The sequence below is a fragment of the Cupriavidus plantarum genome, assembly GCF_905397285.1.
Lineage (GTDB): Bacteria > Pseudomonadota > Gammaproteobacteria > Burkholderiales > Burkholderiaceae > Cupriavidus > Cupriavidus plantarum.
On the sequence record NZ_CAJPUX010000010.1, the window covers coordinates 51,629 to 78,169 of the forward strand.

Annotated in this window: 23 protein-coding genes; 10 read left to right on the top strand and 13 right to left on the bottom strand. The window is 66.9% G+C overall.

Annotated features, from left to right (window positions below):
* Window positions 1-139: 139 nt before the first annotated feature.
* Together prfA and hemA are read right to left on the bottom strand one after the other, a co-directional pair.
* Window positions 140-1,222, bottom strand: a complete 1,083-nt coding sequence (gene prfA / locus KHP16_RS25790; RefSeq protein ID WP_109585188.1) for a peptide chain release factor 1 — start codon at window positions 1,220-1,222, stop codon at window positions 140-142.
* Between the two features lie 152 nt (window positions 1,223-1,374).
* Window positions 1,375-2,679, bottom strand: a complete 1,305-nt coding sequence (hemA, locus tag KHP16_RS25795) for a glutamyl-tRNA reductase (protein WP_109585189.1) — start codon at window positions 2,677-2,679, stop codon at window positions 1,375-1,377.
* A gap of 175 nt (window positions 2,680-2,854) precedes the next feature.
* On the opposite strand from hemA, the gene KHP16_RS25800 reads away from it, so the two are divergent.
* Window positions 2,855-3,145: a hypothetical protein gene (locus KHP16_RS25800; protein WP_211961414.1), complete on the top strand. Its 291-nt coding sequence runs from the start codon at window positions 2,855-2,857 to the stop codon at window positions 3,143-3,145.
* A 72-nt stretch (window positions 3,146-3,217) separates the two neighbouring features.
* Here KHP16_RS25800 and KHP16_RS25805 read toward each other — a convergent pair whose 3' ends face one another.
* Window positions 3,218-4,474 (bottom strand): phthiocerol/phthiodiolone dimycocerosyl transferase family protein, encoded by a 1,257-nt coding sequence (locus KHP16_RS25805; RefSeq protein WP_211961415.1) that lies wholly within the window; start codon window positions 4,472-4,474, stop codon window positions 3,218-3,220.
* 186 nt (window positions 4,475-4,660) lie between these two features.
* Entirely contained in the window at window positions 4,661-5,440 is a 780-nt protein-coding gene (locus KHP16_RS25810) for a 5'-methylthioadenosine/adenosylhomocysteine nucleosidase (protein WP_115955449.1), read from the bottom strand.
* Between the two features lie 137 nt (window positions 5,441-5,577).
* Here KHP16_RS25810 and KHP16_RS25815 point away from each other — a divergent pair, with 137 nt between their 5' ends.
* The 3 genes from KHP16_RS25815 to KHP16_RS25825 are packed head-to-tail and all read left to right on the top strand — an operon-like array spanning window position 5,578 to window position 8,431.
* Window positions 5,578-6,732: a DUF2157 domain-containing protein gene (locus tag KHP16_RS25815; protein ID WP_244836042.1), complete on the top strand. Its 1,155-nt coding sequence runs from the start codon at window positions 5,578-5,580 to the stop codon at window positions 6,730-6,732.
* Entirely contained in the window at window positions 6,729-7,907 is a 1,179-nt protein-coding gene (locus tag KHP16_RS25820; RefSeq protein WP_211961417.1) for a DUF4401 domain-containing protein, read from the top strand. The genes KHP16_RS25815 and KHP16_RS25820 overlap by 4 nt, the downstream gene beginning before the upstream one ends.
* 11 nt (window positions 7,908-7,918) lie before the next feature.
* Window positions 7,919-8,431: a GDYXXLXY domain-containing protein gene (locus KHP16_RS25825; protein WP_211961418.1), complete on the top strand. Its 513-nt coding sequence runs from the start codon at window positions 7,919-7,921 to the stop codon at window positions 8,429-8,431.
* Window positions 8,432-8,496: 65 nt separating this feature from the next.
* On the opposite strand, the gene ychF is transcribed toward KHP16_RS25825, so the two are convergent.
* Window positions 8,497-9,588, bottom strand: a complete 1,092-nt coding sequence (gene ychF / locus KHP16_RS25830; protein ID WP_109585196.1) for a redox-regulated ATPase YchF — start codon at window positions 9,586-9,588, stop codon at window positions 8,497-8,499.
* A 218-nt stretch (window positions 9,589-9,806) separates the two neighbouring features.
* Between ychF and KHP16_RS25835 the strand changes: the two genes are divergently transcribed.
* The 5 genes from KHP16_RS25835 to KHP16_RS25855 all read left to right on the top strand — a co-directional run bounded on the left by KHP16_RS25835 (window position 9,807) and on the right by KHP16_RS25855 (window position 17,289).
* On the top strand, window positions 9,807-11,069 hold the full coding sequence (locus KHP16_RS25835) for a UbiH/UbiF family hydroxylase (protein ID WP_109585197.1): 1,263 nt from the start codon (window positions 9,807-9,809) through the stop codon (window positions 11,067-11,069).
* A gap of 75 nt (window positions 11,070-11,144) precedes the next feature.
* On the top strand, window positions 11,145-11,903 hold the full coding sequence (locus KHP16_RS25840; RefSeq protein ID WP_109585198.1) for a DsbC family protein: 759 nt from the start codon (window positions 11,145-11,147) through the stop codon (window positions 11,901-11,903).
* A 24-nt stretch (window positions 11,904-11,927) separates the two neighbouring features.
* Window positions 11,928-12,929: an acrylyl-CoA reductase (NADPH) gene (gene acuI, locus KHP16_RS25845; RefSeq protein ID WP_115955441.1), complete on the top strand. Its 1,002-nt coding sequence runs from the start codon at window positions 11,928-11,930 to the stop codon at window positions 12,927-12,929.
* Between the two features lie 43 nt (window positions 12,930-12,972).
* On the top strand, window positions 12,973-14,778 hold the full coding sequence (locus KHP16_RS25850) for a M61 family metallopeptidase (RefSeq protein WP_211961419.1): 1,806 nt from the start codon (window positions 12,973-12,975) through the stop codon (window positions 14,776-14,778).
* Window positions 14,779-14,826: 48 nt separating this feature from the next.
* Window positions 14,827-17,289 carry an FUSC family protein gene (locus KHP16_RS25855; RefSeq protein WP_211961429.1) on the top strand — a complete coding sequence of 821 codons (2,463 nt, stop codon included), beginning with the start codon at window positions 14,827-14,829 and terminating at the stop codon, window positions 17,287-17,289.
* Between the two features lie 68 nt (window positions 17,290-17,357).
* Here KHP16_RS25855 and KHP16_RS25860 read toward each other — a convergent pair whose 3' ends face one another.
* Window positions 17,358-18,707, bottom strand: a complete 1,350-nt coding sequence (locus KHP16_RS25860; protein WP_211961430.1) for an ABC transporter ATP-binding protein — start codon at window positions 18,705-18,707, stop codon at window positions 17,358-17,360.
* Between the two features lie 20 nt (window positions 18,708-18,727).
* Window positions 18,728-20,479, bottom strand: a complete 1,752-nt coding sequence (locus tag KHP16_RS25865; protein WP_211961420.1) for an ABC transporter permease — start codon at window positions 20,477-20,479, stop codon at window positions 18,728-18,730.
* A 217-nt stretch (window positions 20,480-20,696) separates the two neighbouring features.
* Between KHP16_RS25865 and KHP16_RS25870 the strand changes: the two genes are divergently transcribed.
* The gene (locus KHP16_RS25870) at window positions 20,697-20,984 is read left to right on the top strand and encodes an acylphosphatase (RefSeq protein WP_115955561.1); all 288 of its coding nucleotides are present in this window, start codon (window positions 20,697-20,699) and stop codon (window positions 20,982-20,984) included.
* A gap of 14 nt (window positions 20,985-20,998) precedes the next feature.
* Here the strand turns inward: KHP16_RS25870 and KHP16_RS25875 are convergent, their stop codons facing one another.
* The 6 genes from KHP16_RS25875 to trpE form a co-directional block, all read right to left on the bottom strand.
* Window positions 20,999-21,769 carry a uracil-DNA glycosylase gene (locus tag KHP16_RS25875; RefSeq protein ID WP_115955433.1) on the bottom strand — a complete coding sequence of 257 codons (771 nt, stop codon included), beginning with the start codon at window positions 21,767-21,769 and terminating at the stop codon, window positions 20,999-21,001.
* A gap of 11 nt (window positions 21,770-21,780) precedes the next feature.
* Entirely contained in the window at window positions 21,781-22,395 is a 615-nt protein-coding gene (locus KHP16_RS25880) for a CYTH domain-containing protein (protein WP_211961421.1), read from the bottom strand.
* 15 nt (window positions 22,396-22,410) lie between these two features.
* Window positions 22,411-23,214, bottom strand: coding sequence for an indole-3-glycerol phosphate synthase TrpC (gene trpC / locus KHP16_RS25885; RefSeq protein ID WP_211961422.1), 804 nt, complete (start codon window positions 23,212-23,214; stop codon window positions 22,411-22,413).
* Between the two features lie 26 nt (window positions 23,215-23,240).
* Window positions 23,241-24,269, bottom strand: a complete 1,029-nt coding sequence (gene trpD, locus KHP16_RS25890) for an anthranilate phosphoribosyltransferase (protein WP_109585228.1) — start codon at window positions 24,267-24,269, stop codon at window positions 23,241-23,243.
* Window positions 24,270-24,331: 62 nt separating this feature from the next.
* Complete coding sequence (locus tag KHP16_RS25895; RefSeq protein WP_211961423.1) at window positions 24,332-24,916, bottom strand: aminodeoxychorismate/anthranilate synthase component II; 585 nt, start codon at window positions 24,914-24,916, stop codon at window positions 24,332-24,334.
* Between the two features lie 19 nt (window positions 24,917-24,935).
* The gene (gene trpE, locus KHP16_RS25900) at window positions 24,936-26,441 is read right to left on the bottom strand and encodes an anthranilate synthase component I (protein ID WP_109585207.1); all 1,506 of its coding nucleotides are present in this window, start codon (window positions 26,439-26,441) and stop codon (window positions 24,936-24,938) included.
* Window positions 26,442-26,541: the final 100 nt, after the last annotated feature.

Here is a 26,541-nt window from a genome sequence, read left to right on the forward strand (position 1 = left end):
TCTGCCGGGCCATGCGTGCGCCTCGCGTGCTCTCTGATCTTGCAGAAGTGACGAGGAGGCGGCCCGGTCGAAATCGATTATAGACACCGCCCTTTACGCAACCAGTGCTGTTTCAAGCATTTACAAGAGATACAAAACCTCACGCATCGTCGCCGAGCGCGGCCAGCTGGTCCGCCTGATGCTCGGCCGAGAGCGCCGCGATGAGTTCTTCCATGTCGCCGTCCATGATCATGTCGATCTTGTAGAGCGTCAGGTTGATGCGGTGGTCCGTCACGCGGCCCTGGGGAAAGTTGTACGTGCGAATGCGGTCGCTGCGGTCGCCGGAACCGATCAGGTTGCGGCGCGTGCTGGCTTCCTTCGCCTGCGCGGCGCGCAACTGCATGTCCTTGATGCGCGCGGCGAGCACCTTCATCGCCTTGTCCTTGTTGCGATGCTGGCTGCGATCGTCCTGGCATTCGACGACGATCCCCGTTGGCAGGTGCGTCAGGCGTACGGCCGAATCGGTCTTGTTGATGTGCTGGCCGCCGGCGCCCGATGCGCGAAACGTATCGACGCGCAGGTCGGCGGGATTGATCTCGACCTCGCCGACTTCATCCGCTTCCGGCATCACCGCAACCGTGCAGGCCGACGTGTGGATGCGGCCCTGCGTTTCGGTGGCGGGCACGCGCTGCACGCGATGGCCGCCCGACTCGAACTTCAGGCGCGAGAACGCGGCCGCACCGGCAATGCGAACGATCACTTCGCGATAGCCGCCGAGGTCCGATGGCGACTCGCTCATGACCTCCACCTGCCAGCGCTGGCGCTCGGCGTAGCGCGTGTACATGCGCAGCAGATCGGCCGCGAACAGCGCGCTTTCCTCGCCGCCGGTGCCGGCGCGGATTTCCAGCAGCAGGTTCCGGTCGTCGTTGGGATCCTTCGGCAGCAGCAGCGTCTGCAGGCTGGACTCGAGCGTTTCCAGCCGTTCCCGCGCGGCGCCGATCTCGTCGGCGGCAAAGTCCTTCATCTCGGGATCCGACAGCAGCGCCTGCGCGGTGGCGAGGTCTTCCTGCGCCTGCCGGTATTGCCCGTATTGCTCGGCGACCGGTGACAGTTCGGCATGCTCGCGCGAGAGCTTGCGGTACTGGTCGATATTGGCGGTGGCATCCTCGCGCGCGAGGAGCGCGTTGACTTCGTCGAGCCGCTCGGCCAGTTGGTCGAGCTTGTTGAGCATGCTGGGTTTCATGGGCGAAGCGGGATGGTTGGAGGCGTTGCCGGCCGGTTGAAATGGCCTGCCTGATTGGTCTGCCTGAGGTGGCTTGCCTGAGCTGGCTTGCCGTCAGGCGCGCGGGAGCGAGGCCGGCCCGCACGGCGGGGCCGAGGCGATGCGCAGCGGGGCTAGCGCTCGGAATGGCTGCTGTGGCGGAACAGGCCGGGCACGAGGCGCAGCAGCGCTTCGCGGTCGTCGCCTTGCGTGTGGTTCAGCGCATGCGTCGGGCCGTGCAGGAACTTGCGCGTCAGCGCGCCGGAGAGGGCTTCGAGCACGGCTTCCGGATCGTCGCCGCGCGCGAGCATCTTGCGCGCGCGTTCGAGCTCGGCCTGGCGCATCGACTCGCCCTGCGCCTGGATCTCCCGGATGACAGGCACCACGCTTCGCGTTTCCAGCCAGTGCATGAAGTTCTGCACGCGCGTCTCGATGATCGCCTCGGCCTGCGCCACGGCGGCCTGACGCATCGCATTGCCTTCGCGGACGATCGCACCAAGGTCGTCGACGGTGTACAGGAACACGTCGTTGAGGCGCGCCACTTCAGGCTCGACGTCGCGCGGCACGGCCAGATCGACCATCATGATCGGGCGATGCTTGCGTCGCTTGACCGCGCGCTCTACCGCGCCGAGGCCGATGATCGGCAGCGAGCTCGCCGTGCAGGACACGACGATGTCGAATTCATGCAGCCGTTCGCCGAGTTCGGACAGGCGGATCGCCTGCGTCGTCAGGCCCTGGCCTGCCAGTTGTTCGGCCAGCTTCTCGCCGCGTTCGACGGTACGGTTGGCCACGACGATCTGGCGCGGCATCTGCGCGGCAAAGTGCGTCGCGCACAACTCGATCATCTCGCCCGCGCCGATGAACAGCACGCGCTGCGTGGAGACCGACTCGAAAATCCGTTGGGCCAGACGCACCGCCGCGGCGGCCATCGACACCGAATGCGCGCCGATCTCGGTCTGGCCGCGGACTTCCTTGGCCACCGCGAACGTGCGCTGGAACAGCTGATTCAGGTACGTGCCGAGCGCACCGGCTTCCCCCGCCGTCCGCACCGCATCCTTGAGCTGACCAAGGATCTGCGTCTCGCCAAGCACCATCGAATCCAGCCCGCTGGCCACGCGGAACGCATGACGCACGGCTTCCGACTGCGGCAGTGCATACAGATGCGGCGCGAGGTCGCCCGCCGGCACGTTGTGGTGCTCGGCCAGCCAGCGCAGCGTGTGCTCGAAACCTTCCGCGCCGGGCTTCAGTACGTCCGTGGCGCAGTAGATTTCCGTGCGGTTGCAGGTGGAAAGGATGGCGGCTTCGGTCCCGCTGCGGCCCGCGAGGTGCGAACGCAGCGCGCCGAGCGCGGGTTTGATCTGCTCGAGCGGAAACGCCACCCGTTCTCTGAGCGAGACGGGTGCCGTCGTGTGATTGATGCCGATCGCGAGCAGTTGCATTTGTGGGGGAAAGTCGTGCTTGCCGGGACGTTGCCGGAGCGCTGGTCATTATACGCCCCGGCGCAACTCTTGCAGGTCTTAGCTGCAATCCCCGACATATGCAGTATCGTATGGTCGCGCGCGGGGTACGATCCCGTTTGTGGTGTTTTAGGCACAGTTGAAAGCGGAGAGAGCGATGTTCGGGATGCTGGTGGTCGGCGCGATCGTGGGATGCGTGGCTCGGATGACACATCCGGCGGGCCGGGTGGTCAGCCTGATCGCGGCGCCCGCGCTCGGTGCCGCTGGCGCGCTGCTCGCCTTCTACGGCGGCCGGGCGCTGCACCTCTTCACCGATGGCCAGCTGATGGGTTGGGGCGCCGCCATCCTTGGCGCCGCCTTGCTGGTGGCGGTCTGGGGACTGCTCCGCCCGCGCGCGCAGGCGGCATCGCGGGGCGCCGGCGGCCGGAGCGCGCGGCGCGCGCGGTAGGGGCGCTCGGCAGATGACCCTCGGTGGGTCTCGGTAGGTGGGTCTCGGTAGGTGGGACTCGATAAGCAGCCGCTAAAGCTCGATCATCGCCCCGGTGGGCGACAACGCGCTTTCCAGCGTCACTTTCACCGCCTCCAGCCACCCGGCCGCCTCGGCAGTCGCCGACGTCAGCCCCAGATGCAGGCGGCCATCCACCGTCGCGACCCCAAGCATGTGATCGCCCCGATCGCCGGTCTGCACGAACGGTCCCCAAAGCGCGGTCATCTCGTAGGGCCCCATGCGGGTGTCGTACCGCAACGGCCCGATATTCGACACGATGAGGTCGCGCGCCTGACCCATCCTCCGCGCGCGGACGACCCCCGCCGCGTCGAGGCCATTGCGAAGCTGGCCGCACAGGTCCCTCGTTTCGGCCCTGACCGATGCGCGCGATCCCGGCACGTTCGTTGTCCGCAGGATATGGCGCGCCATGTCCCAGAACCCGTGCCGCTCGTCGGGCTCCACCAGCGCGTTGCCGACGGTCACGTACACGGCGCAGTCTTCCTCCGTGCCGAACTGCCGCCGCAGGTCGATCGGCGACACGAGCTTGATCGCCGACCGCCGCCACGCCGAAAGATGCGCCCGGCCCGTCGACAGCATCGCCGCGCACAAGGCGCCATGCACCGTGGTGTGGGCCGCTCTCGCGTGAAGGCGCAGCGCGCCCGTGAGCGTATGCGACAGCCGCAGGCGATGGACGGTGGGTGTGCCGGCATCCGGCGATGGCGGTAAGTCGAGCGACACCGGGCGGGTCGGCGGCGGGGCATCGGCGACATCGAGCAACTGATTGAGCGAGGGCGGCACCGGCAACGGCGCGAGAGCCGCGCCCGCCAGCGCGCGCAGGACGTCGCGGATGCAGCCTGCCAGACCGATGCCATCGAAGATCGTATGGCTGCCCGCGACGATCAGCAGCGACCGCCGACCATTGTTTCCCTCGCTCGCGACGATCGCGCGGATCAATGGCGCCCGGTCGTGATCGATCGGCTCGATCAGCTCCCGCGCAATCTCCCGGTCGAGCCATGCCGCATCGATGCCATCGGCATGCCATGGGGCGTCGTCGGTGACGTGCACGGGAATCGGCCGATCCGCGCCCGCATCGAAGTAGGGATAGCCATTCGGCGTGGCGGGAATGCGTACCCGAAGCAGCGGATGGCGGCGTTGCAGCGCATCGAACGCGGCGCGCCAGGCGTGCGGCGGCGCGGTGCCGTCGATCTCCGCAGCGTAAACGATATGGTTGCTCGTGCTGCGGCCGAGCAGCCAGAAGCAGTGCTCCTGGGATCCAAGCGGACGGGGCATGGCCGGCGGACTCCATCGTGATTGACGGCGCCCAGCGTGCCATTGCCTCTGCATCCCGCTGTTCACGAAGCCATGGTCTTGTCCGAATTACCGAAGCCGATACAAACGGTTACGCGCGCGCCGTCGTGAACCGGCAACGAAAGCTCAGCGCCGCTTGAGGAAGGCGTGCGGATGTCGCGGGAACGTTTATTTCCGCGCGGGCTGGCGCGCGCGGAGGAAGCGTTCGAGAACGCCTGCCGAATAGTGGCTGGCCACATCCTTCAGGAACGCGGCGAAGTCGATGTGCGCGCTGTCGTCGGCGCGGTCGGAGATCGTTCGCATGACCGCGTAGGGCACGCCGAACTCGTGGCACACCTGTGCGAGCGCGGCGCCTTCCATCTCCACGGCCTCCAGCGCGGGCAGGCGGGAACGCAGTTCGCCCACCGCGGCGGGCGCATTGATGAACTGGTCGCCGCTCGCGATCATGCCGACGTGCAGGCGCGGCTCGCTGACGCCAAAGCGGGCGCGCACGTCCGGCGGCACCGAGGTGGGAAGGTCTTCGCGCAGAAAGTCTTCCACCGCGCGGCACAGCTGCGCGGTGAGTCCGGCGTCGGCGGGGAACTCGGCGCGTTCGAGCAGCGGCACCTCGTGACGCGGAAAGAACGGGCGCGCGTCGAGGTCGTGCTGGAGGGTGCGATCGGCGACGACCACATCGCCCACGCGCGTTTCGGCACCCACGCCGCCCGCGAGTCCCGTGAATACGATCTCGTCCACGTTGAACTCGCGGATCAGCGTGACCGTCGTCGCGGCGGCCGCGACCTTGCCCATGCGCGCGAGCACGAGCACCACCGGATGGCCATGCAGATGGCCGACGTGATAGTCGCGCATGCCGATCGTATGGACGGTGGCACGGGCATCCTCATGCCGCATGGCGGCGATCAGGGCATCGACTTCGTCGTGGATGGCGGCAAGAATTCCCAGGGTCATGGCGGGGCGTGGTGGTTGGGCATTGCAGGGGGTAACTGCGGCGAAGCATAACCGCAGCGGTGGCGCGCGCCTACCGATTTTGACCTATCCGCACGGCCTGCTACATTGCGACCATGCCGACACACGGAGAATGCCGGTTGGAAAACCTCTCGGATCGCATCGATACGCGCCGCATCGTCCAGCAGGCGCTCGCCGACTGGCGCGCGCAGGGGCGGCTTGCATCGCAGGACATGGAGGCGGTGTGGCAAACCTCGCTGCCGACGCGCGCGGACTGGCGCGGGTGGCTCGATCGCGCATTGCTGATATTGGGCGCGGCGCTGATCTGCGCGGGCGTGATCGTCTTCTTCGCGTTCAACTGGGCGGCGCTTCACAAGTTTGCGCGGTTTGGTCTGCTTGCCGTGGCGCTGACCGCGCTGGCGGGATTTGCGATGAGCCGCCCGGCGGTGCGCGCGGTCGCTCGTCCGATGCCGGGCCCGGATGCTGACACGTCGGCGCCCCCGGCCGTTCGTTCGGAGGCTTCCCCGCTGGCCGGCTCGTCTGCCGACCTGCCGGGCCTTGCCGCGCTGGGCGCCGCGCAGATCCTGTCCGGCGTGCTGATGGCCGTGATCGGCCAGACCTACCAGACCGGTGCTGACGCCTGGCAACTGTTCGCATGGTGGACCGTGCTCGCCGTGCCATGGGCGCTGGCCGCGAGGGCCGCACCGCACTGGTGGATCGTGCTCGTCGTCGGCAATGTCGCGCTGCTGCGCTATGGCAGCGTCAATCTTGGCGTGGGCGGCATGCTCGAACTGCTGTTCTCGGCCGATCGCGCAGGCGGCACCATGCGCATCTTGTTGGCCGCGGCGGTGGCGCAACTCGCGCTCTGGTATGCGCTCGCCGCGCGGGCATCGGACTTCGGCTTCCGGGGCATGACGGGGCCGCGGCTGATCGGGCTGCTGATCTGCGGCTATGCCGGATGGATCGGCCTGCTGGCGCTGGTCGGCACGCGCCTCAATGAACTCGAACCGCTGATGAACCTGCTGCTCGCGGGCGTCGCGTTGGCCGCGCTGATCGCGTGGTTCCGGTGGCGCGACTTCGACATCGTCGTGCTGAGTTTCGCCTGCCTGACGGCGATCGGCGTGATCGTGACGGCGGTCGGGCGCTGGCTACTTGCGGTGACCAACGACATCGGCGGCTTCCTGCTGCTGACGCTGATCGTGGTTGGACTGGCGGCCTTCGCCGGCAGCTGGCTGATGCGCGCATGGCGCAGCCACGTCGCCGGGGCCGATGCCACGGCGGAGGGCAAAGCATGAGCGCCGACCGTAGCGACCGTGGCGACCGTAGCGACCGCATCGCCCGCACGCTCTGGACCGATCTCACCGCCCGCGGCGCGGTGCAAGGCGAGTACGTCCCGACGATCCGCACCCCTTGGCCCATCCGCCTGCTGATGGGCGCGGCCGGTTGGCTCGCGGCGATCTTCTGCCAGCTGTTCATCTACGGCTTCGTCTTCGCGTTCACGCGCAGCAACGGCGCGGCAATGTTCGTGGTCGGCGTGGTCATGGTGGCGCTGGCCGCCGCGTTTTACCGTGCTTCCCGCGCGAAGACGAGCATCGCCGCCAGCCAGTTCGCGCTGGCGCTGAGCCTCAGCGGACAGGGCATGATGCTCGCGGGCCTGAGCCTCGTCATGGGCAGCGGCATCGCGATCCGCGACAGCGCGTTCTGGCTGATCGTAGCCGCGATCGAAGCCGCGCTGTTCATCGCCGTCCCGAACCGCCTGCACCGCTTCCTCTCCGCGCTCGCGACATGGACAGCGCTGACGGTGAGCCTGTCGCTGCTGGGCGGCCACCTGATCGGCCAGCGCCTGATGATGCTGCCCGTCACCGTCGGCGTACCCAGCGCGGTGGCCATGGCCGTCGTCACGCTGTTCGTACGCAAGGAGGCGGCAATCGCGGCGACAACCGCCGCGATATCCCGCCACGGCGTGTGGACCCCCGCCATCGACGCCACGCTGATCTTCGCCCTCGGCGCCGCGTTGTTCGTCACGGGCGCCGCCAACCCCGCCGCGCTGCTGTTCGGCACCGGCAGCCCATGGCCCGTACCGGGCGCCTGGGCATGCGGCGCGCTGCTCGGCCTGACGCTGATTGCCTTCGCGGCCACGGAATGCCAGCGGCTATCGGTGAACGGCATCACGCAGGCCGGCGTCCTCATCGTGGCGCTGGCGTTCAGCATCCTGATGCTGCTGGCCCCAGCGGTGACGGCGGGCCTCCTCGGCCTGGCCCTCGCCCTGCGCCGCGGCTCGCTGCCATGGCTAGGGCTGTCGATCGCCACGATCCTGTTCGGCTTCATCTGGTACTACAGCACGCTGCAATGGACGCTGCTGGCCAAGTCGATCACGCTGGCGGCGGCCGGCGTGCTACTGCTGGCCGCCCGCGCGGCACTGGCCCGCAGCCGCGCCAACGCCCAGCCATCGGGGAGCATCGCATCATGAAACGTCCTTCAATGAAGCGCTGGATCGTCGCGGCATGGCTCCTGACCCTGACGGTCGCCACGGTCGGCATCGCGAGCAACGAACGCGTCATCCGCGATGGCGACGTCGTCTACCTGCGCCTGGCGCCGGTGGACCCGCGTTCGCTGATGCAGGGCGACTACATGGCCCTGAACTTCACCCTCGCCATCGAAATCGCCGCCGCGCAAGCTGCTGCTCAAAGCGCCCAACACCAAACCGACCGCCGCGACGCCACGGTCGTCATCCGCACCGACGCGAACAGAATCGCCCAATTCATCCGCCTCCACGACGGCACGCCGCTCGCGGAAGGCGAACAACTCCTGCGGGTGCAGAACGTCCCCACGCGCTGGGGCGGCAACGGCGTGCAGGTCTCAACCAACGCGTGGTTCTTCGAAGAAGGGCAGGCCAAACGCTACGAACGCGCCCAATACGGCGAATTCCGCGTGGACAAGAACGGCCATGCCTTGCTGGTGGGTATGAAGGGGGAGGGGCTCAGCGAGCTTTGAGTCTCGGAAGCGCCGAAAAAAAGCCCGGCAGATGCCGGGCTATTTCACGACGCCTCAACCATGCGTCAGACGTTGAACAGGAAGTTCATCACGTCGCCGTCGTGCACCACGTATTCCTTGCCTTCCGCCCGCATCTTGCCGTTTTCCTTCGCGCCTTGTTCGCCCTTGAACGCGATGTAGTCGTCGTAGGCGATCGTCTGCGCGCGGATGAAGCCGCGTTCGAAGTCGGTGTGGATCACGCCGGCGGCCTTCGGGGCCGTGTCGCCCACGTGGATGGTCCAGGCGCGGACTTCCTTGACGCCGGCGGTGAAGTACGTTTGCAGGCCCAGCAGCTTGAAGCCCGCGCGGATCACGCGGTCGAGGCCCGGTTCTTCCATGCCGAGGTCGGCGAGGAATTCGGCCTTGTCGGCGTCGTCGAGGTCGGCGATCTCGGCTTCGATGGCGGCGCACACGGCCACGACCGGGGAGCCCGTGGTCTTGGCGTACTCGCGCACGGCATCGAGGTGCGGGTTGTTCTCGAAGCCGTCTTCACGCACGTTGGCCACGTACATCGTCGGCTTGGCGGTGATCAGGCAGAACGGGCGCAGCGCGTCCCACTCTTCCGGGGCGAGGTCCAGCGTGCGGACGGCCTTGGCCTGGTCGAGGACGGTCTGGGCCTTCTCCAGCACGGCGACCAGACGAATGGCTTCCTTGTCGCCAGCGCGGGCCGGCTTGACGTAGCGCGCGAGCGCCTTCTCGACCGTGGCCAGGTCGGCCAGCGCGAGTTCGGTGTTGATGACCTCGATGTCCGACAGCGGATCGACGCGGCCGGCCACGTGAATCACGTTCTCGTCCTCGAAGCAGCGCACGACGTGCGTGATCGCGTCGGTTTCGCGGATGTTGGCGAGGAACTGGTTGCCCAGGCCTTCACCCTTGGACGCGCCCGCCACGAGGCCGGCGATATCGACGAACTCGACCGTCGCCGGCAGCACGCGCTCCGGATTCACGATCTCGGCCAGCTTCGCGAGCCTCGGATCCGGCACTTCCACGACGCCCACATTGGGCTCGATCGTGCAGAACGGATAGTTTTCGGCGGCGATGCCGGCTTTCGTCAGGGCATTGAACAGCGTGGACTTGCCGACGTTGGGCAGGCCGACGATGCCGCATTTGAGGCTCATGGTGTCAGGCGGTAAATAGCAAAGGCTGTATTCTAGCGGATGGCCGCCTTCCGGCCGCCTTCCCCCCGTCTTCCGGCCGATCTCGGGTACGCCGCCGGCCGCGCGTCGCCGGCACCGTGCGTCTCCCTACACGTCACGTCGCTATAATCCCCCTCATGATCGGTCCGCCACGCGGGCGTGCCGCGCCACTGCCGTGCCAGCCCGCTGGCCCTCACTCTATGTCGTCGACGTCCTCTTCTCGTTTCCAGATCGCCGTGGTCGGTGGCGGCATCGTCGGCAAGGCCTGCGCCTTGCTGCTCGCGCAACAGGGCATGCAGGTCGCGCTGATCGCGCCGCGCCCCGCCAGCGATACCGCGCGGACCGGCGAGGATGACTGGGACAGCCGGATCTACGCCTTCTCCGCCAGCTCGCAGGCCCTGCTCGAGCGCCTGCGCGTCTGGGAGGCGCTGGACCCCGCCCGCATGCAGCCCGTCCGCGACATGCGCGTGTTCGGCGACCAGAGCGCCGCCGAGTCCGATCCCACGCCCCATGGCGACCTGCATTTTTCGTCGTACGCCGCCGCCGTGCCGCAGCTGGCATGGATCATCGAATCCGGCCACGTCGAACGCACGCTCGACACCGCGCTGCGGTTTCAGCATCAGGTGCAGTGGTTCGACGACACGGGCGAGGTGTTCGAGCGCGATTGCGACGGCGTGACGCTCACGCTGGCCAGCGGCGCCCGCGTGCGCGCGGCCTGCGTGGTCGGCGCCGACGGTGCGCGCTCGTGGGTTCGCCAGCAGAGCCATATCTGCACCACCACGCGGCGCTATCGCCAGCTCGGCGTCGTGGCCAATTTCCGATGCGAACTGCCGCATCACGACACCGCGTGGCAATGGTTCCTCGGCACGCCCGAGAAGCTCATGGCCGACGAGGAAGCCGAAAACGGCGAAATCCTCGCCATGCTGCCGCTGCCCGGCAACCGCGTGTCGATGGTCTGGTCCGCCGAGGAAGCGCACGCCCGCGAACTCGTCGCGCTGTCGCCCGAAGCCTTGGCGGCCACCGTGATGCAGGCGGCCGCGGGCGCCGTGGGCGCGCGCTTCGGCACGCTCCGCTGCATCACCCCGGCGCAGGGGTTTCCGCTGGTGCTGCAACGCGCCGAGCAGTTCGTGCAGCCGCACGTGGCGCTGGTCGGCGACGCCGCCCACGTCATCCACCCGCTGGCGGGGCAGGGCATGAACCTCGGGTTACGCGACGTCACGGAACTTGGGCGCGTCATGGCCGACAAAGAAGCGTTCCGTGGCGAAGGCGACCTGCGCCTGCTGCGCCGTTACGAGCGCGCGCGCGCGACCGACCTGCTTTCCCTCACCGCGGCGACGGACGGCCTGCATCGCCTGTTCTCGCTGCCCGGCAGCCCCGCGCGCGTCATGCGCAACCTGGGCATCCGCGCGGTGGGCAGGCAGTCGATGCTCAAGCAGTTTCTGATCGGCCGCGCGCTGGGCTGAACGGCGACACCCATCAATATCAATATCTATCGGACGGGCAAACGCGAAACGCACCCGCCGCTATCTGGAGTCACCATGTTGCAAACGTTCCGCCGCAAATCGCTCCGCGCGACCGCGGCCGTCACCCTGGCGGGCGGTCTCGCTGCCGCCGGCTACGCGCTGCATGCGCTTGCCGCGGACGAACCCAGCACCGCGACCATCAAGGCGACCATCGAGAAAATGGTGGGCGGCCGCGCCGAAGTGCGAAGCGTCACCAAGACACCGGTGCCGGGCCTGTATGAAGTGAGCCTCGGCAACCAGGTGGTGTACACCGATGCGACCGGCCGCTATATCCTCAACGGCGAACTGATCGACACCAAGACGAGCACGAACCTGACCGAAGAGCGCGTCGCGGAACTGAACCGCATCAAATGGTCGGACCTGCCGCTGTCGCGCGCGGTCAAGTGGTCGAAGGGCGACGGCAGCCGGACCATCGCCGTGTTCTCCGATCCGAACTGCCCGTACTGCAAGCGCATCGAACAGACCTTCCAGCAGATGGACAACATCACGGTGTACACCTTCCTGTACCCCGTGCTGTCGCCTGACTCGACGCAGAAGTCCAGGCAGATCTGGTGCGCGAGCGACCGCCAGAAGGCGTGGCGCGACTGGATGCTGAATCACGTGGCGGTGACGGGCAAGTCCGACTGCAAGAATCCGATCGACGACAACCTCAAGCTCGGCCAGAGCATGAACGTAACCGGTACGCCGGCGATCTTCTTCACCGACGGCTCGCGCATTCCTGGCGCGGCCGATGTTGGCACGCTGGAGCGCAAGTTCGCCAGCCTCAAGAAATAAGCACAACACAATAGAGGAGACATCATGACGTTCAACGCCCTGCTGCTGACACAGGCCGACGGCAAGACGGAAGCCGCGGTCACCGCGCTCGACGACAGCCAGCTGCCCGAAGATGGCGACGTGGTCGTTGCCGTCGACTACTCGACTATCAACTACAAGGACGGTCTCGCGATTACGGGCCGCGCCCCCGTCGTGCGCAAATGGCCGATGGTGGCCGGTATCGACGGTGCGGGCACCGTGGTGTCGTCGAGCCATCCGAAGTGGCAGGCGGGCGACAAGGTCGTACTCAACGGCTTTGGCGTAGGCGAAACGCACTGGGGCTGCCTGTCGCAGCGCGCGAAACTCAAGGGCGACTGGCTCGTGAAACTGCCCGATGCGTTCACCGCGAAGCAGGCGATGGCCATCGGCACGGCGGGCTACACGGCGATGCTGTCCGTGCTCGCGCTCGAGCGCGGCGGCGTCAATGGTCCTGTGCGGCCCGGCGATGGCGACATCCTCGTCACGGGAGCTTCGGGCGGCGTCGGTTCCGTGGCGATCGCGGTGCTGTCGAAGCTCGGCTATCGCGTGACGGCGTCCACCGGCAAGACCGCCGAAGCGGACTTCCTGCGCGCGCTAGGCGCGGCCGACGTGATCGATCGCGCCGAACTTGGCGTGCCGGGCAAGCCCCTTCAAAAGGAGCGCTGGGCAGCGGTCATCGACTCGGTGGGTTCGCACACGCTCGTCAATGCCTGCGCGCAGGTGCGTTACGGCGGCGTCGTCACGGCGTGCGGGCTGGCGCAGGGCATGGACTTTCCGGCATCGGTGGCACCGTTCATCCTGCGCGGCGTGACGCTGGCCGGCATCGACAGCGTGATGGCCGCGATGCCGCTGCGCGAACGCGCATGGGCGCGTCTGGCCGAGGATCTCGCGCCGGACCGCCTGCAGGCGATCACGCACGAGGTCAGGCTCGCGGAGGCGGTCGACGCGGGTCACAAGATCGTGGAAGGCGGCATGCGCGGCCGCGTGGTCGTGAACGTGAACGGCTGAGCGTTCGCCGACGGTCGCCGGGCGTGGCGCTACAATCTTGGCCATGACGCCGATCCGCTACGCCATCGCCCCTCTCCATCCGGAAGCGCATCTGTTCGCCGTGACCGTCACGGTGGACGCTCCGGATCCCGAAGGCCAGACCTTCTCGCTGCCTGCCTGGATTCCGGGCAGCTACATGATTCGCGAGTTCGCGCGAAACATCGTCCGCATCCGCGCCGACGATGCGCGCGGCGAGGTCGCGCTGACCAAGGTCGACAAGCAGACCTGGGAAGCCGCGCCCTGCGAAGGTCCGATCTCGCTGCGCTACGAGGTCTACGCGTGGGACCTGTCGGTCCGCAGCGCGCACCTCGACACGACGCACGGTTTCTTCAATGGCAGCTCGGTATTCCTGCGCGTCGACGGCCAGCAGGACCGGCCGTGCATCGTCGAGATCGCGCAACCGGCTAGCGATGCTTACGCCAATTGGCGCGTGGCGACCTCGATGCCCGAGGCTCGCGGCCGCGACGGCGCCAAGCGGTACGGCTTCGGCCGCTATCAGGTCGCCGACTATGACGAGCTCGTCGATCATCCCGTGGAAATGGGCGAGTTCACGCTCGGCACGTTCAAGGCGTGCGGCGCCCAGCATGATGTCGTCTTCACTGGGCGCGTGCCCGGCCTCGATCTGCAACGCGTCTGCCGCGACCTGAAGCAGATCTGCGAAGCACAGATCCGCTTGTTCGAGCCGCGCTCCGCCCGTGCCCCGTTCCTCGACAGCAACCGCCGCTACGTGTTCATGACGATGGTCACGACCGATGGCTACGGCGGCCTGGAGCATCGCGCGAGCACCGCGCTGATGTGCGCGCGCGCCGATCTGCCCGTGCGCGGCAACAGCGAGACCAGCGACGGCTACCGGACCTTCCTCGGCCTGTGCAGTCACGAGTATTTCCATACGTGGAACGTCAAGCGCATCAAGCCCGCGGCGTTCGTGCCGTATCGCCTCGATGAGGAGAGCTACACGCCGCTGCTGTGGCTGTTCGAAGGTTTCACCAGCTACTACGACGACCTGATCCTCGCGCGCACGGGCCTGATCGACACCAAGCAGTACGTCGAGATGATCACCAAGACGTGGAACGGCGTGCTGCGCGGTAACGGCCGCACCAAGCAAAGCGTGGCGGCCAGTTCGTTCGACGCGTGGACCAAGTATTACCGGCAGGACGAGAACGCGCCGAACGCGATCGTCAGCTACTACACCAAGGGCTCGCTGGTCGCGCTCGCGCTCGACCTGACGATCCGCGAGAAAACGGCCGGCCGCCGGTCGCTCGACGACATCATGCGCGCGCTGTGGCAACGCTACGGCCGCGACTTCTACGCGCCGGGCCATGAACAGCGCGGCGTCACGGAAGCCGGGGTCTATGCGCTGTTCGACGAGGTCAGCGGTCTGCGCCTCGGTACGCTGCTGCGCGCGTTGACGGAAGGCACGGGCGAGATCGGCCTCGTGCCGCTGCTGCGCGCGTTCGGCATCAAGGCGGAGGCGCAGAAGGCCACCACCGCGGCCTCGCTCGGCATCAAGACGCGCGTTGAAGAGGGCTGGGTGCGCGTGACGCAGGTGCTCGACGATGGCGCGGGGCAGGCCGCAGGCGTCTCGGCGGGCGATCTGCTGGCGGCGATCGACGGCCTGCGCGTGACGGGTGGCCAGCTCGACAAGCTGCTGGCGCGCTATCGCGCCGGCGATCGGGCCGAACTGCATGTCTTCCGCCGCGACGAACTGCACGTGCTGCCCGTCAAGCTCGGCCGCGAACCCGCCACGCAGTACCGCGTCACGGTCGAGGAGGGCCGCCACGCCTTGCGCGCACGCTGGCTCGGTCAATAACCCAAGGGGCGGCGCGTGTCACCGAACGCCGCCCGCACGCCTCGCCCCATGGAATACGCGCACGATCCCCGCACGTTCCTGTTTTCCCACTACATCTACCGTGGCCTGCGTTCGGCCACGGGCGTCATCGGCATTACGCTGCTCGCGATGCAGGTCATGGACCTGCCGAGCGCGATGGTCGTCTCCATCGGCGCGCTCTGCACGAGCCTGATGGATCTGCCTAGCCCGCTGAACCACAAGTTCAACGAGATGCTGGCCAGTGTGCTGCTGTGCACGGGCGTGGCGCTGATCGTCGCGCTCGCCGTGCCGTTTCCGCGCGTGATGCCGTTCGTGCTGGTCGCCGTCACGTTCTTCGCGGGCATGCTGACGGTGTATGGCAACAAGACGATGTCGCTGCAATTCTCGGCGCTGTTCGTCATGACGCTGACGGTCAACGAAGAGTTCGTCGTGCGCAAGGCCATCGAGCACACGGCGCTGTTCGGTGCCGGCGCCACGGCGTACCTGATCTACGCGATGGCCGTGAGCTGGATCACGGAGCAGCGCACGCGGCAGCAGATTCTTGCGGAAGCGCTCTACGAAATTTCCGGCTACCTCGAGATCAAGTCCGCGTTCTACGATGCCGGTAACGACTTCGACGAGCAGTTCAACCGGCTCGTACGGCAGCAGATGGTCGTCGCGGAGCGGCAGCAGGCGGCACGCGACCTCGTCCTGCGCGGCAACAAGACCCTGCACGACGGGCTGCTCGTGCAGGTGCACCTGCGCATGCTCGATCTGTACGAGTACGTGCTGTCAACGAATACCGACTATCAGATGCTGCGGCAGACCTTCGGCGGCACGCCGGTGCTCGACCTGCTGCGCGACCTCGTTCGCAAGATGTCGCAGGACGTCGAAGACATTGCGTTCGACGTGACGCGTGGGCGCCCGTCGTATGCCACGGTCGATTACGCGCCGACCATCAAGCGGGTGGAAGAGGAGATTGCGCAGCTGCGCCATCACCATATCCCGGCCGCGGCGATGACCGCGCTGTCCGATACGCTCGACATGATCAAGGGCGCCATCACACTGATCGGCCAGTTGCACGAGGCGTCGCGTACGCCCGTCGAGCCGGCCAAGGTGCTGCCGGGCTCGGACATGACCCCATTCCTGACGCGCCAGAAGTACGAGTTCGGCGTCATTCGCGACAACCTGAACTGGCGGTCGCCGGCGTTTCGTTTCTCGCTGCGCATCACGATGGCGGTCGCCGTGGGGCTGTGGATCGGCGACCATCTGCCGTATGCCTCGCATGGCTACTGGATCCTGCTGACGATCGTCGTGATCCTCAAGCCGAACTTCAGCATGACCAAGCAGCGCTACAACGATCGTCTGATCGGTACGCTGATCGGCTGCATCATCAGCGTCGTGATCCTGCGTTTCGTGCACGACCCGCTGCTGTTGCTGGGCGTGCTGTTCCTCGCGCTCGTGGCGAGCGCGACGTTCGTGACCATCAAGTACCGCTATACGGCCATCGCGGCGTGCGTGCAGGTGCTCATTCAGATCAACCTGCTGGCGCCCGGAAGCCAGACGGTTGTCGTGGAGCGGCTGATCGACACGGTGATTGGCGGGGTGGTGGCGTCGATCTTCAGCTTCGTGCTGCCCAGCTGGGAATACCGCGCGATTCCCAAGCTCGTGGAGAGCGTGTTGCAGGCCAACCGTCGGTATATCGCCGCCACGCGGGACCTGCTGTTGCGCAAGAGCAGCGACGACTATGCCTATCGCGTGCAGCGCAAGCAGTTCATGGACAGCCTGTCGGCGCTGATCTCGTCGTTCCAGCGCATGCTGGACGAACCGCGGAGCCGGCACCGCGCGGTGGATAACCTGAATCGGTTCATCTTGCAGAACTATCTGGTGGCCGCCCATATCGCGGCCGCGCGGATTCAGGTGCGGCAGCATTATGCGGAGCTCGATCTCCCTGCCGCGGAAGCGGCGGTGGCGGAGGCGACCGATGCGGCGACACGTAGTCTGGAGCTGGCGAGCGAGCGGCTCATGGGCGAGGAGATCCATGGCGCGCGCGGTGTGGGCTTCATCCGTACACCGGGCGAAGTCGCCGTCGCTGGCCTCGCCGCGACGGAGGCGGGTGCCGCCGACGTGATGCTGTCATCGACGGATGCGGTGGCGCCCGCGCGGGAAGAGGTGCTTTCGAATCAGGCACCGGAAGCGCAGGAGGACGCCAGGGCGGAAGCCTTGGCCGAGGCGGCCCAGGCGGAAGCCGAAGCCGATGCCGCCAGCGAACGCCGCGCGCGCCTCGCGGACTCCGCGGACCGCCGCAAGGCGGAGGTACTGGTTCAGGCGGCGACGTCGGGCGAACTGGGCGCCAACGACATGGCGAAGGCGGACGGCGGCTCGACGGCAAGCTCAACCGGCCGCGCGGCCAACGCGCTGCTCGAGCGCCGGCTGCGGGCACTGCGGGAGGACACGGCGAAGATCGCGCTGCGGACGGGGGCCATCGGGCGGGCCATGCGGAAAGAGGATTGAGGAGCGGGGGGAGAGGGCGAAGAGGGCGAAGAGGGCGGAGAGGCGGCCTCACTCCTCCTCCGGCTGCCTCACTCCTCCTCCGCCTCCGGCAACGTCAACATGCCGCTGTTGTACTGGTAAGCGTAAATCTCCCCATACCGCCCCCAGGCAATCGCCACCGCCAACACCCGCTCCGCTTCCTCGGGCTTGAGAAACGCCTCGAGCTCGCGCAACACCTGCTCCTCCCCGACCTCCCCATCCTCGGCGGCTTCGAGCTCTCGCCGGATATGCGCGGCCAGTGCCACGTGCAGCAGCACCTGACGGCCGAACAGCACCTTGCGCTCCGCAGGCTCGGCGGCATAGTACGCACGCCCCAGAGACGTGGCCGTGATGTCGCCGCGCTCGAGCGTAGCCAGATGCAGCAACTGCAGCGCCTCGCATGCGGGCAACAACTCATCGTCGGTGAGGCCAGCCTCTTCAGCCAGATGCGGCAGATCGGCACGCCCAAGGAACGGCGCCTCCAGCAGCAGATCGAGAATCCCTTCCATCCGGCTGATATCCGCATTGGGCAGACGGAACCCGATCTGCTGCGCCGCCGCCAGCGTCGCCATCCGGGGTCCCATCGCCGCAGGGGACGTCATCAACGCATAGACCTCGTCGATCAACGCCCGTACCTGCGCATCGTCCCGATTCCGCGGCCGCGGAAAAGACACCCGAACTTCAGCCCGCACCCGCCCCGGATCGCTCGACAAGATCACGATGCGGTCCGCCATCATTACGGCCTCTTCGATGTTGTGCGAAACGATCAGAATGCTGCGAATGTTCGCGCGCCCCGATTCCCAGAGGTCGATCATCTCGTCCCGCAGCGTCTCGCCCGTGAGCACATCGAGCGCGGAGAACGCTTCGTCCATGAGCAACAGATCCGGCTCCGTCACAAGCGCCCGGGCAATTCCGACCCGCTGCCGCATGCCTCCGGACAACTCGCGCGGCAACGCGCTGTTGAAGCCCGACAAGCCGATCAACTCGATCGCCGCCTCGGCCCGCCGTGCCCGCTCCGCCTTGGGCACCCCCTGCGCCTCGAGCCCAAGCTCGACGTTCTGCTGCACGGACAGCCACGGAAACAGCGCGAACGATTGGAACACCATCGCGATGCCTTCCGCGGCCCCCGCCAGCGGCGCCCCGCGAAAGCGCACCTCGCCGTGATCGCTGGGGACGAGCCCCGCCATGATCCGCAGCAACGTGGACTTGCCCGACCCCGAGCGCCCGAGCATCGCCACGATCTCGCCCTCGCGCAAAGTCAGGTTCACGCCCTCCAGCACCGCCCGATCCGTACGGTCCGCGGTGCGAAACACCTTGCCCACATTGCGCAGTTCGATCACCGGCGCCTTCGCTTCCGCCTTGCCCGCCACGCCCGCGACGATCTTGTCCTGATCCGCCATCATCCCATCCCCACCGAGGCCTAGAGCCGATTGCGCGTCTGCGCAATGTCATACAGCCGGTTCCACAGCAGCCGGTTGAAACCGACCACGAACAACGCCATCACGCCGATCCCAAGCGCAATCCGCGGAAAGTCCCCCTGCGCGGTCATCTCGGCGATATAGCTGCCCAACCCGGTCGCGACGAGCGTCCGATCGCCCCACGTCACATACTCGGACACGATGCTCGCGTTCCACGACCCGCCCGCAGCGGTGACCAGCCCCGTCAGCAGGCTCGGAAACACCGCCGGCAGCAGAAAGCGCCGCCACACGAGCCATCCGCGCAATCCGACATTGCGCGCCGCCAGCCGCAGTTCGGTCGGAATCCCCGACGCGCCGGCCACTACATTGAACAGGATGTACCACTGCGTGCCGAAGATCATCAGAGGACTGAGCCATATCTCGGGATTGAGCCCAAGCTTGACGATGCCCATCACCGCAATTGGAAACATCAGGTTCGCCGGAAACGCCGCAAGAAACTGTGCGATCGGCTGCGCGATGCGCGCAAGCGAGGGATTCAGCCCGATGCGAATGCCGATCGGCACCCAGATCACGGCCGCGATCGCGATCAGCACGATCACCCGCGTCATCGTCAACACGCCAAGCCACAACACGTGCGCGGCCTCCGCCCAGCCGACCTCGCCATGCACGAACCACAGCACGCGACCCAGCGCGACGAGCGCGACCAGCACGATCGCGCCATCGCGCGCGCGATCCTTCCATCCCGCTTGCACGGACACCGCAACGGGCCGGACATTGCCTTCCGCCAGCCGATGCCGCGCGCTCCACGCCAGCGAGCGGCCGGCAAGCGCGGCGGTCGCCTTCAGCAGCGTTCGTACCCACGCGGACCGCCGCAGCAGGTTGAGCACCCACGACTGCGGCGCATCGTCCTGCGACAGCGTTTCGAAGCGGAACCGATCGGCCCACGCAACCAGCGGTCGAAATAGCAGCTGGTCGTACAGCACGATGCCGACCAGCATCGCCACGATGGCCCATCCGATGGCAGGCAGGTTCTGCTGCTGGATAGCGAGCGCGATATACGAGCCGATGCCCGGCAGGCGGATGTCATGCCCCGAGACCGAGATCGCCTCGGAGGCGACGACGAAAAACCAGCCGCCCGACATCGACATCATCATGTTCCACAGCAAACCGGGCATGGCGTACGGGACCTCGAGCCGCCAGAACCGCTGCCACGCGGAGAGCCGCAGCATCGTCGCGGCTTCGAGCAGATCGCCTGGGATCGTGCGGAACGACTGGTGCAGGCTGAAGGCCATGTTCCAGGCCTGCGACGTGAAGATGGCGAAGATCGCCGCGCATTCCACGCCGGCCAGACTGCCCGGGAACAACGCGATAAAGCCCGTGACCGTGATCGACAGGAAGCCAAGCACGGGAATCGATTGCAGGATGTCGAGCGCGGGAACGAGAATCTTCTCCGCCGTGCGGTTCTTGGACGCCAGCGCCGCGAACGCGAACGAGAACAGCAGCGACGCACCGAGCGCCGCCAGCATCCGGATGCTCGTGCGCATCAGGTAGTAGGGCAGATAGGCGACGTCCAGCCGCACGTCCAGCGCCTGGCCGGGGTGGTAGGGCACGTTCATCTGCTGCGCGGTATAGGCGACGATCACAATCGCCGCGAGGATGATCGGCAGCAGCGCGAAGTCGAAGCGGTTCGGCGGCGCGGTCAGCAGTTGCCCGTCGTAGCCGGGCGCGGCGGTACGGTCGAGGTTCGTTGGCATGGGCGGGCACCGGTGGGTTCTCTCCCTCGGGAGAGCCGGATAAACGAATCAGGCCCGCGCCCAGTGAAAGGCGATGACCGGTGAAAGCAGCGTCGGCCGCACACGGCGCGCGCGTTGTCATTCCCCTAACGCGCGAGCGGGCTAGGTAGTTTACCTAGGGCGATGACGTATGCTGCGGACTATCCCATCGATCATCGACCACCGCGCTGACATCCCGATGACACACGAAATCTGGCATCTGACCGCGCATGGCGTGGTCCAGGGCGTGGGCTACCGCGCCGCCTGTCTCGAACGCGCGACAGCGCTCGGCCTGACGGGCTGGGTCCGCAATCGGACCGACGGCACCGTCGAAGTCATGGCCGCCGGGCCGATCGACCGGCTCGAGGCCTTGCGCGAATGGATGCAGCACGGGCCGCCCGCCGCGCGGGTCTCGCGCGTGGACGCGAAGACCGGGGAGGGCAGCGTCGACCGCTTCGACCGGTTCGACTGGCTGCCGACCGCCTGAGGGGCCGGGTAGCGTCAGCTGGCCAGCCAATCGATCCCGGGCCGCCCCTGCGCGGCCAAAAAATCGTTGGCCTTGCGGAAGTGGCCGCAACCGAGAAAGCCGCGATGCGCCGACAGCGGCGACGGATGCGGGGCTTCGAGCACGCAATGGTCATTACCTGCCAGCAGCGCACGCTTGGCCTGCGCATGGCTGCCCCACAGCATGAACACGAGATTCGGCCGCGTGGCCGCCAGCGCGCGGATCAGGCAATCGGTCACCGCCTCCCAGCCGCGCCTGGCATGACTCGCCGCCTGTCCCTGCTCGACTGTCAACACGGTGTTCAGCAGCAGCACGCCCTGACGCGCCCAGCCTTCGAGATTGCCCGAGCCACGGACTCCCTCGGTGCCATATTCGGCGGCGATTTCCTTGAAGATGTTGCGCAGGCTCGGCGGCACCTTGACGCCTTCCGGCACCGAGAACGCGAGCCCATGGGCTTGCGGCACTTCCGCGCCGCCGACCGTGCCGGTGCCGTGATAGGGGTCCTGCCCGAGGATCACTACCTGCACCGCCTCGGGCGGCGTCAGATGCAGCGCGTGGAAGACCGCGTGCGGAAACACGGGTTTGCCGGCCGCGCGCTCGCCATCGACGAATCCGCATAAATCGTCCCACCCCGCTCCTTGCAGGCACGGCGCGAGCAACGCGCGCCATGCGGCGGGCAGCGCCTCGACCTGCGCTTGCAGGCACGCGACATCGGTGGGGTGGGACAGGGGTTCGGACGTGGGCGCGGCGAAGAGATCGGCTTGCATGCGGAGAGAGATTAGTTGGGCATCGTCAGCCGGTAACCACGCGCGGCCTTGCTCAGGTCGGAAGGCTCGAGCGCGGCCACGGCGCGCAGCCGTTCACCCAGCGCCCGCAATGCCCCCTCGGCCCGCTCTTCCTCACCGGAGAGCCATTCGAGCTCGAGCTCCTGAATCCGCTCGACCGCGGCAACACCCGGCGCACGGATCGTGCCCGAATCCAGCGCGGCCTCGATGCGGGCGCCATCCTGCTCGACGATCCACAAACGCCGCACGAAATCGGTCCGGAACACCGGCCCGAGTTGCGTCATCAGCGGGGCCAGCACCTTGCGGGCATCGGCGGGAAAGCGATGCAGCTCGATCGCCTCGCCCGGCACGGGCGTTTCCCACTCGTTGCGCGCGGTGATGCCGTTCACGCTATGCCCCACCGTCTTCAGCGTCTGCAGCCATTGCGTGCCCTTCCGGCGCAGCCGCAACGCGGCCCGCGCGCGCGCAAGGTCGCGCGACGACGTGTCGAGGTAGACGTTGAGCATGGTCACTTCGCCATGCCCCTCGCCATGCTGGTCCAGCCATCCCGACACCGCGGCCAGCGCGTCGTCGGGCACCGACAGTTTGAGCTCGATCTCCCGACCCATGAGTGCAGCCCGGGCTCAGGCGAACAGGCGCGCGAGTTCCACGCCCGGCTCGGGCGCGCGCATGAACGCTTCGCCGACGAGGAACGCATGCACATTCGCCTCGCGCATCCGCTTGACGTCGTCGGGTCCCAGAATGCCGGACTCCGTCACGACGAGCCGCTCCGCCGGCATGCGCGGGAGCAGGTCGAGCGTGTTGTCGAGCGACACCTCGAACGTGCGCAGATTGCGGTTGTTCACGCCGAGCAGCGGCGTCTTGAGCCGCAACGCGCGGTCGAGTTCGTCCGGACCATGCACTTCCACGAGCACGTCCATGCCGAGTTCGTGCGCGCAGGCTTCGAGTTCGACCATCAGACCCTGATCCAGCGCGTCGACGATCAGCAGGATGCAGTCGGCGCCCCACGTGCGCGCCTCATAGACCTGATACAGGTCGATCATGAAGTCCTTGCGCAGCGCCGGCAGCGGGCATGCGCCGCGCGCGCGCTTGAGGAAGTCCGCGTGACCCTGGAAGAAGTTCACGTCGGTGAGCACGGACAGGCAGGCCGCGCCGTGCGTGGCATAGCTCTCTGCAATCGCCTCGGGCACAAAATTCTCGCGCAGCACGCCTTTGGACGGCGACGCCTTCTTGACCTCGGCGATCACGCCCGCATGGCCGGCCGCGATCTTCTCGCGAATCGCGCGCTCGAAGCCGCGCGGCGCCAGGCCGGCTTCGTTGCGCAGGCTCTCGGCCTCGGCGCGCAGGCTCGGCAGGTCGCGTACCTTGCGCGCGGCGTTCACTTCATCGGCCTTCACGGCCAGGATTTTTTGCAGGATGTCTGACATGGCAATACGAATAGGAGGCGGAGGGCTTATCGGAACTGCTGGGTGGCGCGCACGAACTGGTCGAGCTTCTCCCGGGCGGCGCCACTGGCGATTGCCTCGCGCGCACGGCCGATCCCATCCTCGATCGACGACGCCACGTTGGCCGCGTACAGTGCGGTGCCCGCGTTCAGCGTCACGATCTCGCGCGGGGTGCCGATCACGTTAGTCAGCGCCTCGAGCACCATCTCCTTCGACTCGGCGGCGTCCGCGACCTTGAGACCGCGATTGGAGATCATCGACAAGCCGAAGTCCTCGGGATGGATCTCGTACTCGCGCACCTCGCCGTCCTTGAGCTCGCCCACCATCGTGGCGGCGCCCAGCGACACCTCGTCCATGCCGTCCTTGCCATACACGACGATGGCATGCTTCGCGCCCAGGCGCTCCATCACGCGGACCTGAATGCCGACGAGGTCAGGATGAAACACGCCCATCAGGATGTTCGGCGCATCCGCGGGGTTGGTCAGCGGCCCAAGGATATTGAAGATCGTACGCACGCCCATTTCCTTGCGGATCGGCGCCACGTTCTTCATGGCCGGATGATGGGTCGGCGCGAACATGAAGCCGATGCCCGTCTGTGAAATGCACTCGCCCACCTGCTCCGGCGTCAGCATGATGTTGACGCCGAGCGCCTCGAGCACGTCCGCGCTGCCCGACTTCGAGCTCACGCCGCGATTGCCGTGCTTGGCGATCTTCGCGCCGGCCGCGGCCGCGACGAACATCGACGCCGTGGAGATATTGAACGTATGCGAACCGTCGCCACCGGTGCCGACGATATCGATAAAGTTCTCCCGGTCCGCCACCGGGACCTTGTTCGCGAACTCGCGCATCACCTGCGCCGCCGCCGAAATCTCGCCGATGGTTTCCTTCTTCACGCGCAAACCGGTCAGGATGGCCGCCGCCATCACGGGCGAGATCTGGCCCTGCATGATCTGCCGCATCAGGTGCAGCATCTCGTCATGAAAGATCTCGCGGTGTTCGATGCAGCGCGTGAGCGCTTCCTGCGGCGTGATGGACATGGCGGTCTTCGTCGTGTCGGGTTCGGATGGATGGGCGGTGAGTCCGGGCGTGTCGAGCCGCCTCATCGGTCTTTACCGCCGACCGGCGTCTTGAGGAAGTTGGCCAGTAGTGCGTGGCCGTGTTCCGAGAGGATCGACTCCGGATGGAACTGCACCCCCTCGACGGCCAGCGTCTTGTGCCGCACGCCCATGATCTCGCCATCGGGCGTCCATGCGGTGACTTCCAGGCAATCGGGCAGGGTCTCGCGCTCGATGGCCAGCGAATGATAGCGCGTCACGTCGAAGTGCCTGGGCAGATTGGCGAACACACCCTCCTGCGTGGTTTCGATCGTGCTGACCTTGCCGTGCATCACCTGCTTGGCGCGGATCACCTTGCCGCCGAACGCGTCGCCGATGGCCTGATGGCCCAGGCACACGCCCAGCAGCGGCACCTTGCCCGCGAAATGCTTCAGCACTTCGATCGAGATGCCGGCCTCGCGCGGGCTGCACGGTCCCGGCGACACGACGATATGGTCGGGCTTCAGCGTCTCGATCTCCTCGATCGTGATCTCGTCGTTGCGATAGGTGCGCACGTCTTCGCCGAGCTCGCCGAAGTACTGCACCAGGTTGTAGGTGAACGAATCGTAGTTGTCGATCATCAGCAGCATGGCAATTCTCCTGTCCGGTTCAGAGCTCGGTGTCCAGGCCGTCCTGGACTTGTTCGGCAGCGCGGATCACGGCGCGCGCCTTCGCCTCGGTCTCTTTCCATTCGGATTCGGGATCCGAATCGGCAACGATGCCCGCTGCCGCCTGCACATAGAGATTGCCGTCCTTGATGATGCCCGTGCGGATCGCGATCGCGAGGTCCATCTCGCCGCCGAAGGAGAGATAGCCCACCGCGCCGCCGTAGATGCCGCGCTTGCGAGGTTCCAGTTCGTCGATGATCTCCATCGCGCGCACCTTGGGCGCGCCCGACAGCGTGCCGGCGGGGAACGTTGCGCGCAGCACGTCCAGGTTCGTCATGCCTTCGCGCAGCGTGCCTTCCACCGAGCTCACGATATGCTGCACGTGCGAATACTTCTCGATGACCATCTTGTCGGTGACCTTGACCGAGCCGATCTCGGCGATGCGGCCGATGTCGTTGCGGGCGAGGTCGATCAGCATCACGTGCTCGGCAATCTCCTTCGGATCGTTGAGCAGTTCCGTCGCCAGCTGGGCATCGCGCTCGGGCGTATTGCCGCGGGGACGCGTGCCGGCCAGCGGACGGATCGTGACCACGCGCTCGCTTTCCGCTTCTACCTTGCGGGTTTCCTGCCGCACGAGGATCTCGGGGGAAGCGCCGACCACCTGGAAGTCGCCGAAGTTGTAGAAGTACATGTACGGCGAGGGGTTCAGCGAACGCAGCGCGCGGTACAGCGAGAGCGGGGCATCGCGGTACGGCTTCATCAGCCGCTGGCCGATCTGCACCTGCATCATGTCGCCGGCCATGATGTATTCCTTGGCCTTGTGCACGGCGGACAGGTAATCGGCCTTCTCGAACTCGCGGTAGACCTCGGTCTGCACGGAGGGGCTCGTCACGGGAACGTCCACGGGCTGGCGCAGCTTCATGCGTAGCTCGCGCAGGCGCTGACGCGCGCGGGAATAGGCTTCCGGCGTGGTCGGATCGGCGTAGACGATCAGGTAGAGCTTGCCCGACAGGTTGTCGATGACGGCCAGCTCCTCGCACAACAGCAGCTGGATATCGGGCAGGTTCAGGTCGTCGGGCTTCTGCACGCCGGCCAGCGTCTTCTCGATATACCGCACCGCGTCGTAGCCAAAGTAACCGGCCAGACCGCCGCAGAACCGTGGCAGGCCGGGCCGCAGCGCGACCTTGAAGCGGCTCTCGAACGTCGCGATGAAATCGAGCGCATTGCCTTCATGGGTCTCGACGACCTTGCCGTCGGTGACCACTTCCACGCGCTCGCCGTAGGCGCGCAGCAGCGTGCGCGCATGCAGGCCGATGAACGAATAGCGGCCGAAGCGTTCGCCGCCGACCACCGATTCCAGCAGAAATGTATTGACGCCGCGCGTCTGCGACTGGGCCAGCTTCAGGTATAGCGACAGCGGCGTTTCCAGGTCGGCCAGTGCCTCGGCGATCAGCGGAATGCGGTTGTAGCCCTGATCGGCCAGCGATTTGAATTCGAGTTCTGTCATGTCGATCCTCTGCTTGCGGCACCCGTCGAGGACAGGTGGGGACGCGGCACCGCGATGTCGGCAAGAGGCGGATGCATGGAAGCACGGATCCGCCCCGGGG